This is a genomic window from Rossellomorea sp. NRS-1567, from assembly GCF_050467885.1.
Classification (GTDB): domain Bacteria; phylum Bacillota; class Bacilli; order Bacillales; family Bacillaceae_B; genus Rossellomorea; species Rossellomorea aquimaris_C.
Genome location: NZ_JBITPL010000005.1, coordinates 47,266 through 60,655, shown reverse-complemented (window position 1 = coordinate 60,655; position 13,390 = coordinate 47,266). Strand labels below are relative to the sequence as shown.

At 40.2% G+C, this 13,390-nt stretch carries 9 protein-coding genes; 7 read left to right on the top strand and 2 right to left on the bottom strand.

Annotated elements, in window-relative coordinates; genetic code table 11:
* Positions 1-45: 45 nt before the first annotated feature.
* Positions 46-1,050, bottom strand: coding sequence for a sensor histidine kinase (locus ACIFOD_RS03545; RefSeq protein WP_430313482.1), 1,005 nt, complete (start codon positions 1,048-1,050; stop codon positions 46-48).
* Positions 1,047-1,796 (bottom strand): response regulator, encoded by a 750-nt coding sequence (locus ACIFOD_RS03540; protein WP_430313481.1) that lies wholly within the window; start codon positions 1,794-1,796, stop codon positions 1,047-1,049. Before ACIFOD_RS03540 ends, ACIFOD_RS03545 begins: the two co-directional genes overlap by 4 nt.
* A gap of 113 nt (positions 1,797-1,909) precedes the next feature.
* Between ACIFOD_RS03540 and ACIFOD_RS03535 the strand changes: the two genes are divergently transcribed.
* From ACIFOD_RS03535 to essA, 7 genes are all read left to right on the top strand, one after another.
* On the top strand, positions 1,910-2,539 hold the full coding sequence (locus tag ACIFOD_RS03535; RefSeq protein ID WP_430313480.1) for a hypothetical protein: 630 nt from the start codon (positions 1,910-1,912) through the stop codon (positions 2,537-2,539).
* 524 nt (positions 2,540-3,063) lie between these two features.
* Positions 3,064-3,357, top strand: coding sequence for a WXG100 family type VII secretion target (locus tag ACIFOD_RS03530; protein ID WP_034764875.1), 294 nt, complete (start codon positions 3,064-3,066; stop codon positions 3,355-3,357).
* Positions 3,358-3,436: 79 nt separating this feature from the next.
* Positions 3,437-3,676: an EsaB/YukD family protein gene (locus ACIFOD_RS03525; protein WP_430313479.1), complete on the top strand. Its 240-nt coding sequence runs from the start codon at positions 3,437-3,439 to the stop codon at positions 3,674-3,676.
* A gap of 14 nt (positions 3,677-3,690) precedes the next feature.
* Complete coding sequence (gene essB / locus ACIFOD_RS03520; protein WP_430313478.1) at positions 3,691-4,992, top strand: type VII secretion protein EssB; 1,302 nt, start codon at positions 3,691-3,693, stop codon at positions 4,990-4,992.
* Positions 4,993-5,020: 28 nt separating this feature from the next.
* On the top strand, positions 5,021-9,487 hold the full coding sequence (essC, locus tag ACIFOD_RS03515) for a type VII secretion protein EssC (protein ID WP_430313477.1): 4,467 nt from the start codon (positions 5,021-5,023) through the stop codon (positions 9,485-9,487).
* Complete coding sequence (esaA, locus tag ACIFOD_RS03510; RefSeq protein ID WP_430313476.1) at positions 9,484-12,480, top strand: type VII secretion protein EsaA; 2,997 nt, start codon at positions 9,484-9,486, stop codon at positions 12,478-12,480. Before essC ends, esaA begins: the two co-directional genes overlap by 4 nt.
* On the top strand, positions 12,470-12,952 hold the full coding sequence (essA, locus tag ACIFOD_RS03505; RefSeq protein ID WP_430313475.1) for a type VII secretion protein EssA: 483 nt from the start codon (positions 12,470-12,472) through the stop codon (positions 12,950-12,952). The genes esaA and essA overlap by 11 nt, the downstream gene beginning before the upstream one ends.
* Positions 12,953-13,390 lie beyond the last annotated feature (438 nt).

The following is a 13,390-nucleotide window of genomic DNA, read 5'->3' as shown; positions in this document are numbered from 1 at the left end:
TCCTTTTATTGTTCGAACAAAACATAAAAGCATGTGACATTTTTGTCACACGCCTGTAAGTTGGACGAAATCATTCTTCTGGGGAAAGGTGAGGGTGACCCGGGTCCCTTCGCCTCGTTTAGACGTAACCTTTATAGAAATCAGTAAAGGTTCTGAAACTCTCTTGGTTAAATATAATCCCATTCCGGTAGAAGCGTGATCATTGTGGTCAATGGTCGAGGTGAAGCCTTTGTCAAAGATCCTCGGCAGGTCCCTGGGATCTATGCCCCTCCCGAAATCCTGGATGGTGAGGACCGCTTTCCCTCCATGCTCTTCACTTTTAATAATTATATCGGATGACGTACTGTATTTTACGGCATTGGTTAAAAGCTGCCTGATCATAAAAGCCAGCCATTTTGCATCGCTCAGCACTTCAGTAACATCCAGTTGAATGTCAAATCCGATACCTTTTTGAATGCACCAGGATTGCAGTGTTTTTATTTCCTGAAAAATAAGGCTCTCGAGATCCGTGTTCTCAATGTATAAATCATTCTCCATGAACGCCATCCGTTTCTGATGAAGCTGTTGATCCAACAGAAGGTGGATCCGTAGCCATTCGTACTTCATTGGAGCCTTTAATGGTTCGTTCTCTAAACGCTCAATCATCAAATGCATGGCAGTCAGTGGGGTTTTCACTTCATGAATCCAGGACAGGAGTTCATCCTTTTCCTGTTCGAGTACCATCCGATTTTCAGATGCTGCCTTCCTTAGAAGGTTTGCTTGCTCTGATAAACTTTCTGAAATAATCTCTTCAAATGGAGTATCGGGAGCATCCACCCCGGTGATGTTGAGATTATGATCCCATTCTTTCAGTCGTTTAAAGAAACGTGTTTCCTTCTGGTATCGAATGAAAACGAAGACGATGAAAAAGAGCAGCGATACAAACACCATATAAAGGATCGGTTGTAAGGGTATGGCCGTATCGATATAGGCGATAAAGATCATTAACAGGTGAGAAACGATAAAGAACAATATCCAGCTTTTTCGTTCCCATAAATATGTACGGATCATGGCGAATCCTCTTCATTGGCCAGATACCCCTGGCCGACTTTGGTTTCAATGAAGCGGCCCAATTCAATTTCGTAAAGCCGCTTCCTGAGACGGTTTACATTGACGGTCAACGTGTTATCGCTGATGAATCGTTTATCATCCCACAGGCTGTTTATTAAGTTATCCCTGCTGACGATCTTATTTTTTTGATCAATTAGAAGCTTTAAAATGTACATTTCATTCTTTGTCAATTCGATGGAACCTCGTTCATTGGATACTGTGTTACGCTCGAAATCGACGGTTGCCCCGCACCAGGTCTTGATGCTTACCTGCTCCGTGTTATAGTTATACACCCTCCGAAGTGTGGCCTGTACCTTTGCGATCAGGACATCAAAATGAAAGGGCTTCTGGATGAAGTCATCTGCCCCAAGCTGCATGGACATGACCATATCAGTCGGATGATCACGGGAGGACAGGAACAGGATCGGCACATTGGAGTGTGTGCGGATCATCCGGCACCAGTGGAAGCCATCGAACTTAGGGAGTTGAATATCAATGATCACAAGGTCCGGTTTCACCTCTGAAAACTCCTGCATCACGTGATTGAAATCAGTGATTCCATATACATCATAGGACCACTGGGAAAGCCGCTCCTTGATTTCATTAAATAGGGTTGTGTCATCTTCGATTAGTAATAATTTCAATTTAGTCACCACACAATTTTTCTGTTTACATAAATTGTATAGGAAATTGTATTGGTTTGCCATATGACTGAAGAATGGAACTGTTTTATTTAGAAGTATTTAGGTTATTTTGATAAAATATGGGTATTTAACTCCTAAAAGCAATTCACCAAATTGCATAGGAAAGGAATTAAACCATGAAGAAACTTCTAGGGTTATCAGTGATAACAGCGGTTTTGTTAAGTGGATGTGGCGAAGTGCAGATTTCAATTAATAAGGACCAGGAAGTGAAGTCCGGTGAGACTGGCAGCAATAAGAAAGATAATGAGAAAGTGGAACTGTTGAATGATGGGGTGGAAAGTGAAGAGATGACGGATGCCGATAAGCAAAAGGCAATCCTTCAATTCATCAACGAGGATATTTATAAGGTGGCAGAATATGAAGTCGTCGCCTTCCAGTCACTGGCTTCGGTTTCTGGCGTCAACTTTACAGATGATCCAACCGTCTACAAGGAGCTGACCCGAAACACCATTCCAGCCTACGAGAAAGCCCTGAAAGAAGCGAAGGACATTGAGGCGGAGATTCCTGAGCTTGAGGTAATGACGGACCGGATCGTGACAGCGACTCAGACCTTTTACGATGCACTCATTCTCGAAAAAAAGGCGATTGAAGATCAGGATGAAGACTTGATTAATCAATCCAACGCCAAAATCGAGGAGTACTACAAACTGGTGGAGGCTTACCATTCGGACATGAAAGTTCTTGCAGAAGAGTATGGTGTGACGTATGACCTGAATGAACCGAAACAAAATGTAGAAGAATTATAAGAAATAATAAATTCTTTTACTATCGTTTACTACATAAAGGAACTGACTCCTGAATAAGTGGAGTCAGTTCCTTTATGTTAATAAATCCACCTTATTATAAAATTAATGAATAAGTAATTTTTTAAAAAAACGGTTTATAAAAGTAAAAATAAGGATATATAGTAAGTACTTGTAACTAAATTATATGTTTTTACAATCTGTATGCACCTTTTGCGTCCTTACAGGGAGTCTATAGTATCTGTTTTCATACTTTTTACCTAATAAATAACTATGAATTTTATATCAAATGACCTGAAAACAATTATTCCTGTAGTTACAAAGTTTCCTTTTACCTGTAAAAATTGTGTTTATATGTATGTTTATAATAGTATGATATTGGAAGTGTGGAAACAATTGTAATAAAAAGGATTTTGATGAAAGAAAACGGGTTACATAGTTTAGTAGGTTTCATGTTTCATATTTGGGTACTCTGATTTGATATAGATGATTACCACCAACAATTTCATTTAAGGGAGAGGAATTACATGTCAGGAATTATTCGTGTTACCCCAGCTGAATTGATTAGTATGTCTAACCGTTACACAAGTGAAAGCAGCCAGGTTGGAGAACAAATCTCACGACTCGATAATATGATTTCAGAATTGGAAGGTATGTGGGAAGGTGAATCAAGCCGCGCGTTTGGAGAGCAATATCAAACTTTGCGCCCTTCATTCCTGCAAATGCAGCAACTGCTTGAAGACATCTCAATGCAATTGACTAGCACTGCTAAGTCTCTTGAAGATGCAGATGCCCAAATTGCCAATCAAATTCGTGGATAAGTTTATCCCCATCCATTTTAAACATGAAGGAGCGCTTATCATTATGTGGCGCTCCTTCCTTATGAGGTGAACGCGGACAATGTATATTGAAATCACCATTGATTTAGAGCGATATGATGAGAAGTGCTTTGATCTCAGGCTATCAAACTATCATACTGTAAAAAAAATGATTGATCTTGTGTGGCAGTCTCAGAAGCTTACAGCTGAGCCTAGAGAAGGCTATTGGATTCGGATTGTGAATAAAAGAGAAGTGATTCCTGGTAATACACGGTTGATTGATGCAGGAATTCATTCTGGAGATCGAATTGAAATTTTATAAAGGAGACCAATAGAATGTCACAAAAAAGTGGATCATACCTACAAGAAAAGCTGGAAGCCGTTGTACATAGAAAAGATAATAAGATGACTTTGATCTTTCAAAAAGAAAAGATCAAGTTGGATGACATAGCGGAAATTCACTTTCTGAAGAACATTAATCCGGCCATACAAAAAGAAATCACGATGGAAAATGATGAATTATGCATCATGAATACCATACCTGACTCCTTCTCTTTTTATCCCCATTTAAAGGCGAATGAGAAGGAACGGTTGATGTCTGCCTATCAACTGGTACAAAACGTACGAAATCACACCTTGTCACGCCTGCATCTCATTATTTGCCCAGACAATATTGTGTTTGATCAAGGACTGACCCCACACTTTATCCATTATGGTGTAAAGGAGAGTCTGCCCCCATACGAAAAAGATGCGGATTTGTTGTTAAAGGAGACAAAAGCTACAGTTGCAGCTCTTGTAGATCGGCAACATACATTCGATGATTACATTAAGTTCAGTGAGACGTTAAAATTAGCGCCACTGACTAAAGATATCTTAGAAGCCGAAAGCATTGACGGTGTCGGAGAAGTGTTAAACCGCTTTATAAAAGAAGCCAAAAAGTCTGATTCTCTCCTTATGACTGTTAGTAAGAAAAAGTGGAAATTAAACCGGTATGTACTGCTGGGAGTGTCATTACTCTTGATACCAGCACTTATTTATTCTATTTATTCTCTTTTCTTTATGTTTCCAAAACAGGAAAGGGTTGTAGCGGCCCAAGAGAGTTTCCTCCTTAATAAGTATAGTGATGTGGTAACAGAACTTCAGCCTTATGAGATCGATGAAATCCCGAAGGTCACTCAATATCAACTCGCACTCTCCTATATTATTAACGAATCATTAACTGAAGACCAAAAAGAGAATGTACGTAACACCGTCTCTCTACAATCGGACCCTCTTTATTATGAGTACTGGATTAATATTGGAAGAGGAAAGGCTAAGGAAGCATTGGAAACAGCAAGGTTCTTAGAGGACCGGGATTTAATTCTGTTTGGACTTCTTAAGTACCGTGAGCAAGTCAAGGCAGACGGAAATCTTGATAGCGAGGAAAGACAGCAGGAATTAGATGAGATTGAAAGTGAAATAGCTGAATACGAAGAAGAAATGAAAGCTTTGGAAGAAGAGCAACAATCACAGCCAGCGGAAACAACGGAAGAACCGCAACAGACTGAAGAGAAAAAGACACCTGAACAAAAACCGGCGGCTACTGATGGAGAGAATTCCACGCCTCCAGCTGAAGCTGATGATAAGAAAGAATCCTGACTAACAAACTAACTGGGGGGGTGAGCATATGTATGCCCTGTGGATTTTTCACGAACACTATTATCAGTCGATTATAATTGAGAATGAAAAGAAAAAAATCACTTTAGGTCCACGATTGGAAGATACAATCACGATTTTGTCGTTGCCTCCGTCTGCTAAGTCTATTCAAGTAGAGCATTCCGGCGATGCTTTCAGACTATATCAAGACGGGGAAGAAGTAAGGATTCTTGAACCTGGCCGCAAAGAATCCTTGCTTGCAGGTGATAAGGAATTACAGATGATAGTCACGCCTTTTCCAATAAAGTCTCAAATTTATTATGTCGGTCATAAAGAAGAAATCAGTATATCGAATGAACGATCTGATGCAACCATTTATTATAAGAAGAAGGATTCCATTCAAACGTGCCATTGGTATAAAAATGGCGATGATGACTGGGTAATGGATGCTGAAGAGGCGTCTTCGCTTTATCTGAACGGACACCTGGTTACTGGGAAACAAGAGCTTAAGGTTGGAGACATTTTATTTTCTCCTTTCTTAACTATTACCCTATTAGAAGATGATTTAATCGAGATACATAGTATCGATGACTATCAAACTGAATTATTGGAATCTATACGTCCAACATCAGAAATGCAGAAGAAGTACCCTAATTATCGACGAACGCCACGAATGATTTATGACCTTCCTGATGAAAAGGTTCAATTGTCATTTCCGAGTCAGGAATCGAGCGATACAAATCGCAGTTTATGGTTGATCATTCTTCCCCCATTGATGATGTTAATCGTCATGGCCATTGTAGCGCTCGTGATTCCACGTGGAATTTTCATTATTATCTCCATGGTGATGTTTACCACCACTTTAGTGACGTCCACCGTTCAATTTTTTAAAGATAAGACCAATAGAAAGAAATCCAAGGAACGAAGGAAGCGTATCTATACTCATTATTTAGAGAGCAAGAGAAAAGAACTTCAGGAGCTTGCCGAAAAACAGTCAGATGTTCTGCAATTTCACTTTCCTGCTTATGAAAGAATGAAGTATCTTACAGAGCAGCTTTCCGATCGTCTTTGGGAAAGGACTCTTGAAAGTCCGGACTTCCTTCAGTTTAGATTAGGAAGTGGGAAAGTACCTGCAAGCTACAGAATTTCAGTTAATTCCTCCGATATGTCAAACCGTGAAATGGATGAATTATTAGAGGAGTCCCAGAAGTTAGAAGTGGTCTATCGTGAGATTGATCAATTACCTGTAACGGCTGATCTTCATAAAGGGGCCATTGGTTTGATCGGTAAGGAATCCGTCTATAAAAATGAGATTCACCAGCTAATCGGGCAATTGGCTTTCTTTCATAGTTACCATGATGTGAGATTCGTCTATATTTTCCATGAGGAAGAGTATAAAGACTGGGAGTGGATGAAGTGGTTGCCACACTTTCAATTACCTCAGTCATTTGCTAAAGGATTCATTTATAACGAGAAAACCAGGGATCAAATCCTTTCTTCCATTTACGAGGTCCTTAGGGAAAGAGATATTGAAGAGGACTCGGATAAGGTTCGTTTTTCACCGCATTACGTGTTTATCATTACAAATCATCAGTTAATTTCTGACCATGTGATTCTGCAGTACCTTGAAGGTGAATATTCTCACTTGGGAATGTCCGTTATTTTCGCTGCAGAAGCGAAAGAGAGCTTGTCTGATAATATCCACACCCTCGTACGTTATATCAATGACAAGCAAGGGGACATACTGATTCAGAATAAAAAGGCGGTTAAGATTCCATTCGAAATGGATGAATATAAGCATGAAGGCAATGAGCAGTATGCAAGAACCTTGAAGACGCTAAATCATCAAATCGGCATGACAAACTCCATCCCTTCAAGTGTTTCCTTTCTGGACATGCTTAGGGTGAGGGATGTTTATCAGCTTCCTATTCAAGAGAATTGGCTATCCAGGGAATCTGCTAAATCGTTAGCTGTACCCGTTGGATTGAAAGGAAAGGAAGATATTGTAGAGCTGAATTTGCATGAAAAGGCTCATGGACCCCATGGACTACTTGCCGGAACAACCGGTTCAGGGAAGAGTGAATTCCTACAAACGTACATTCTTTCTTTAGCGGTTCATTTCCACCCTCACGAAGTAGCCTTTTTATTAATTGACTACAAGGGTGGAGGAATGGCTCAGCCATTTAAGAGTATCCCCCATTTATTAGGAACGATAACGAATATTGAAGGAAGTAAGAACTTCAGTACGAGAGCACTGGCTTCCATTAAGAGTGAGTTGAAGCGCAGACAGCGATTGTTCGATCGTTACGAAGTGAATCATATCAACGACTACACCCGCCTTTACAAGCAAGGCAAAACGGAAGAGCCTCTTCCTCATTTATTCTTAATATCAGATGAATTTGCTGAACTTAAGAGTGAAGAGCCCGAATTCATTAAAGAACTTGTAAGTGCAGCCCGTATCGGTCGTAGCCTGGGAGTTCATCTTATCCTGGCAACACAAAAGCCTGGAGGAGTCATTGATAATCAGATTTGGAGTAATGCCCGTTTCCGTGTGGCTCTGAAAGTTCAGAATACGGAGGACAGTCGTGAAATTCTTAAAAATGGGGATGCAGCCTCGTTGACTGTAACAGGAAGAGGATATTTACAGGTTGGAAATAATGAGGTGTATGACCTGTTTCAATCAGCCTGGAGTGGAGCTCCTTATCAGGAGGACTCCTTTGAATCAGAAGATGAAGTGGCGATTGTCACGGATTTAGGGTTGATTCCTTTATCGGAAGTATCGACAAATCCAAGCAATCAGAAGGAATTGATCAGTGAAATTGACGCGGTGGTCGATCGAATTGAAGCATTACAGGAACAGATGAATGTGAAGAAGCTTTCCAGTCCATGGCTCCCTCCTTTGTCTAATCGTTTGTACCGTACATCATTTGCCCAGAGAGAGGAGAATAAGATCTTACTTTCTATGATAGATGAACCTGAGAAACAGAGTCAGACCCCGTACCATTATGAGGTGATTGAGGACGGGAATGTCGGCGTCTTTGGTTCTTCAGGATATGGGAAGACCCAGACGCTTATTACCTTATTGATGGGGATGGCCACTCAGTTCACACCCGGGGAAGTTCATTACTATCTACTCGACTTTGGAAACGGTGGCTTACTGCCTTTAAAACAGCTGCCACATACTGCAGACTACTTCCTCATCGATGAAGAAAGAAAGATCGAGAAATTCATTGGTATTTTGGATGATGAATTAGCTCGCAGAAAACAACTTTTCCAAAAGAAAGAAGTAAGCTCAATAAAGATGTATAACATGATCAGTGATGAAAAACTTCCTCTCGTATTTGTAACCATCGACAATTTTGATCTGGTTAAAGAAGAGATGCAAGAGCTTGAAACGCAAATTAATCAATTTGCAAGGGATGGACAGTCATTGGGAGTGTACATGTACTTTACAGCAACCCGCGTTAATTCTGTCCGACAATCTTTAATGAATAACCTTAAAACAAAAATCGTCCACTATTTGATGGATAGCTCAGAGGCATACACGATGCTGGGACGATTGCCTTTCACCCCGGAAGCCATTCCAGGTAGAGCGATTGTTAAGAAAGATACTGCTTTCTTTTCTCAAGTATTCCTTCCAACAGAAGGCAAGGACGATTATGAGCAGATGAACCTTTTAAAAGAAGAAATTCAGTTATTAAAAGAAAAGTATAAGGGATCAATGTCACCGGACCCGGTGCCTATGCTTCCGGCAGAGTTGACGATGGTCAACTTTACCCAGTATACAGATTCAGGCAGGAAAGAAGGACTACTACCGGTCGGCTTAGACGAAGAATTGGTTAAGCCGGTGTATGTAAACTTCAAGAAGACGAAGCATTTCCTGGTATTGGGACAAGCTCAAAAAGGAAAAACGAACGTCCTGAAGGTATTAGCCAATACAGCGTTATTGCAGGATAGTGAACATATAGCGATATTCGATTCCATTGACAGGGGATTATCGAATTTGATGAAGGAAGAAAAAGTGGTCTACATGGAGAACAAAGACCATATCGCAATGTGGCTTAACCGGGTGGAAGAATTGTTTAGTATTAGAGAAGGGCAATACAATCTATCTATTCAAAAGGGGAGTCCCCTTCCATCATTCTCTCCTGTTATGCTAATGGTCGATGGTTATGCAAGGTTTCTACAAAATCTGGATCCAATGCTTCAAGACAGAATCGTTAAATGCATGAAAAATTATAGCCATTTAGGCTTCTGTGTGGTTGTTTCCGGAAACAACAGTGAATTAACTAAGGGTTATGATGTTTTAACAGTTGAACTGAAGCAGATTCGACAAGCTCTTGTGTTAATGAAGAAATCTGAACAAACCTTGTTCACGCTTAGCTATGATCGAAGAGAACCAGAAATCCAACCAGGGTTTGGTTATTATGTAGAAAACGGTAAAGAAACAAAAATTCAAATACCACTTATGGTAACGGAAAGGAAAGTACACGCATGACAGAGAAAGTAAGTCTATTTAAACTTATATTAGCGGTCATGATGATTCTTGCCACTCCTCTTCTATTCTTCCGTTCAGTTGGTGAAAATCCTCTGAAAGTGAAAGAAAACGCTACTCAGGCCATTGCCATTGTAAATGAAGACGCAGGAACAGAAGTGGATGGAGAGCCTTTGGCATTTGGGGGCGACGTGACGTCGATACTTGAAGATCAATCGACATTTGAATGGACGGTTGTAGGCAGAAGTGCAGGAGAAAACGGTCTTCAGAGTTCTAAATATGATGCCGTTGTCTATATTCCTTCCGACTTCTCCGATAAAGTCATGACGTATGATGAAGAAAGACCGGAAAAAACAAATTTAAATTATAAGGTCCAAACGCAACTAAATGCTGTAAACAAGGAAAAGGTCCTTTTGGAAATTGAAAAGGCCACAAAAAGGGTCAATCATAAGATGTCCTCTCTTTATTGGAATTACGTATCAGCAGACATGGAAAATATCCGTGCTGAATTTGATGAAATTTTACAAAAAGAGCAGGCTTTCCAGGAAACGATGTTATCATTCTACAAACCTAGCTCAAAAGATCTTGCCGGCCAAATTCAACAGCAGACGTCTATGCTATCTAATCTGCAAGACTCGATTCAGCAGGCAGATAGCCGGACTCCACAGCAGCAAAACACGCTGGAATCTTTTGAACAAAGCCTTTCCAGTTTTGTTGAATATGTCACTCAATATAGAGAATATCAGGATAATCAAAAGCAATTACTCGCCGATATTCAAGCTCAATCCGTACAGATGATCAATGAATCAACTGAAAACCAACAGCCGCGCTATTTAAAGTCTAAATCACTATTCTCGGAACAAAGTGATGCCTTAACGGCAGGTTTGACTCAGTTGAATAGCGTTATGGATACGAATCAAGAGGTATTTGCTGACTTACAGCAGCGAAGGTTTGAAGAAGTAGGGAGACAAGTAGAAGACTTCTATTCCTTTCAGGAAAGAGTGTTGAATTTCTATCAGCAATTACAGGACACTACGACGTTAAATAACCTGCAAGGAAGTATTTTTGAACTTAACAACAAGCTGGCTGAAGGAGATGGTGAGATCTTTAATCCACCTGCTCCTCCTGAGGTTCCTGAGCCTCCTAAAGACGGAAAGGAACCTGGGCCTCAGCAGGTCGTCATTTCCTCCCAGGAAGGTGAGCCCGAGCCGGGGGAACCAAGCGATCCTCCTCCTGCACCACCGAATTTAGACCCAGAAATAAATGAACTGACAGCCATTTCAACAGAAATCGATGCGTTGAAAGAAACACTGACCAATTTAACAGAACCAACACCTGAAGCTATAACGGCAGCTGTGACCAATATTCAAACAATCAATGATCGCATCCTGCAGGTTCGAACGCAGCTGCAAAGAAAAAATAATAGCTCAGAAAACCCTCTTCAGGCTGAAGTGGATAGATTGTTGGGAGAAGTTTCAAGACTTCTTGAAGATAATCAGACATTAATTGATAAAATCGATGAATTGACCAAGCAGGTTGAAACTCTTACCACCGAAAATCAAGAACTGAAAGAACAGATAACGACTCTGACTGAGACGAATGGAGCTCTGATAAATCAATTGGAGATGTTCTCTGACAATGTTTCCAATATCGTCGCCGAGATCGAGGATAAAGAAAATTCCATCCTGAATTCTGCCGCTTTATCTGAAAATAGGAGAAACACCCTATATGGCTATTTTTCTCGCGGGATTAATAACTATAAACTTATGGATCTTCTACAATATTACTCTTACTTAGATCGGTATGAAGCGACTCTTAATGGCATGTTAACGGAGAATGGAGTGAAAGCGACCGTTCTTCAGGATGAAGGTCTGAAAAATGAGGTAAATGAGATTTTGAAAGTGAGTCAGACTGAACAAGCGGAGTGGGAACAATTAAATACAGGGATGCCGAATACTGAGGATGCTCTCAACACACTTCAAGACTCCTTCACCGTCTTTGCGGCAGAATACAATCAAACCCTTGATGACCAGCAATCACAGCTTACAGAGAGCCTGAGTGCGATTAATCAAGAAGCGACAAACGTATTAAATCGAATACAACAGCCGGAGAAAGCGGCTCCAACGCCTGTCTCAGGGACAGCCGGACCTGATTTAGTAGGGAACCAGAAGCAAATTGGAAGTGAAATCAAGTCTATCCATTCCTTCCTGGATACTGTGAGTGAAAGCCAAAATACAATCGTATCCTATACCAACGAGCTTCAATCGAATGTATCGAATGTTCAAAGTGATGCAGATACATTGAATAATAAGTGGGCAACGAATGTAGCTTCCACCCAGTTAATTCGTGATGATGTGTTTAGCGTACTGGGGAATGCGTTCGTTGACGGACAATCCAATGGATATGTGTATGATTTCTTGACGAATCCTCTTAAAGTAAACGGAGATGTTCCTGAAGAAAAGAAAGCAAGTGCCCTGCCACCAGTGGTGATTTTGTTTATTATCTTGTTATCCAGCCTACTTATCGGATACACAAGCTATTACTTCCAAAATGCTCCCCTTTGGATACAAGGGGTGATATTCCTACTATTAAATCTCATTGTAGGATTTGTTATTAGCCTTTATGGATTGGATATTTATCCGCTAGTTGAATCCCGTTCAGTTGAATGGACCATCTTTACCATCCTCCTTCTATTAGCAGGATCAGGATTAATCCGTGTTGCTTTTGTCACGCACCGGTTATTGGGTTGGTTTGTCTCTGTAGGACTGGTAGCACTGTTCGTGACCCCATTATTGGCATTAACTACACCTAATTTTACATTTAAAGACCCGATGTCGACCGTTTATATGTCGATACAATATGGATCAGACTCTTTATTTAATCAATCTGTCATTGTACTGGGATTGATCGTTATCGGGTTAACCATCGTGCAGGTGTTATTAGACAAACGCTCTAATAAAACATCTGATGAGGGCACGGAAGCGTATGAGGGGTAAAATACTGATTCAATTGATATTAATCGGGGGCATTGTCAGCATGTTTGTGCCCCCGATTTCGGCCAATACAAACATTAATGATTTAATCCCGAATGACTATCAGAACAATGATTTCAAAAAGAATACTGACCTCATCCATGACCAATCATCAACAAATCAAAAGGTCCAAATTCCTGAAGAACAGAAAAACCTGACATTTGAAGGGAATTCAAGTAACGGATTAAGCGAATTGAAAGAAAAGATATTTCAAAGTGAAGAAAAAGATACAAATACGATAAAAGCAAAAGCTGAAAACCTGAAACTGTTTAGTCAATCCGAATCAGCAAGATTAGGGAGTCTCGAAGATGGAAGTTCATCTTCTTCTTCCCTCTCTCTTTTGATTGCTGTATTTGTAGGGATTTGTATATTACTTCTCATTGTTGTTATTGTCATCTGGAATAGAACGACTCAAGGTAAGCAAAGTTTGAGGTAAAGAACAAGAAGAGGGTCCGTCTGAATTTAGGGACCCTCTTCTACTATATGTTTACGTAATGTGAACCTTTATGGGGTATATAAATATGGTGACTGCCAAAACATATAACTTCTAAGACGCCCAGGAGGCCATTCAGCACGTCGGAACAGGCAGGATTAAGTGTATGTGGCTGGATAGGTAAAGAAGCCCAAATAGAGCAATCTAACGAAATTAAGAGCTAACTAAGGTAAAATCATCTGTTTTAATCCATGGTTTGCTAGGAAAATCCTTAAAGAAAAGTAACATATTGAATTCGTTAATTATCATTGAACCTTCATCAAATGTAGGAATTTCTTTTCATAGGAGCAGTCTCATATTAATGGGCTGCTCTTTTCTTATGGAATTTTGTTTCTGTTTAATCCATTTAAATAATCTAATAGATTACTAGAGTAGTGGGTT